The organism is Mesorhizobium sp. M5C.F.Ca.ET.164.01.1.1, from assembly GCF_004792125.1.
GTDB lineage: Bacteria > Pseudomonadota > Alphaproteobacteria > Rhizobiales > Rhizobiaceae > Mesorhizobium > Mesorhizobium wenxiniae.
The window spans coordinates 1-343 of the sequence record NZ_SRTG01000289.1 but is presented as its reverse complement, the minus strand read 5'-3'; the positions used below and the strand labels follow the sequence as shown (position 1 = coordinate 343).

Here is a 343-nt window from a genome sequence, read left to right as displayed (position 1 = left end):
CCGCGGTCGAGATGTACCGGTCGCTGCATCCGAGGCTGGTTCTGATGGACGTCTCGATGCCGGAAATGAACGGCTACGAGGCAACACGCGCCATCCGGGCGATCGAAGCGGCGTCGGGCGGCCACATCCCGATCATCGGCGTCACCGCGCATGCGCTGAAGGGCGACCGGGACAAATGCATCGAGGCTGGCATGGACGACTATCTGCCCAAGCCCGTTTCGCCGGACCGGCTGGGCGCCAAGATCGGCACCTGGCTCAGCGAGACGGTGGCGCAGAAGACGGCCTGATCTCAGACGGTGCGTCCAGGCGGTAGCGACGCATCCAGTCGAGGCTTGTCTCGTCG

The 343-nt window shown here is 65.9% G+C and carries 1 protein-coding gene; it reads left to right on the top strand.

Annotation, left to right across the window (positions count from 1 at the left end):
• Window positions 1-287: response regulator (locus EN807_RS33515; RefSeq protein WP_135938020.1), on the top strand; the 287-nt coding region annotated here is incomplete at its 5' end.
• Window positions 288-343: the final 56 nt, after the last annotated feature.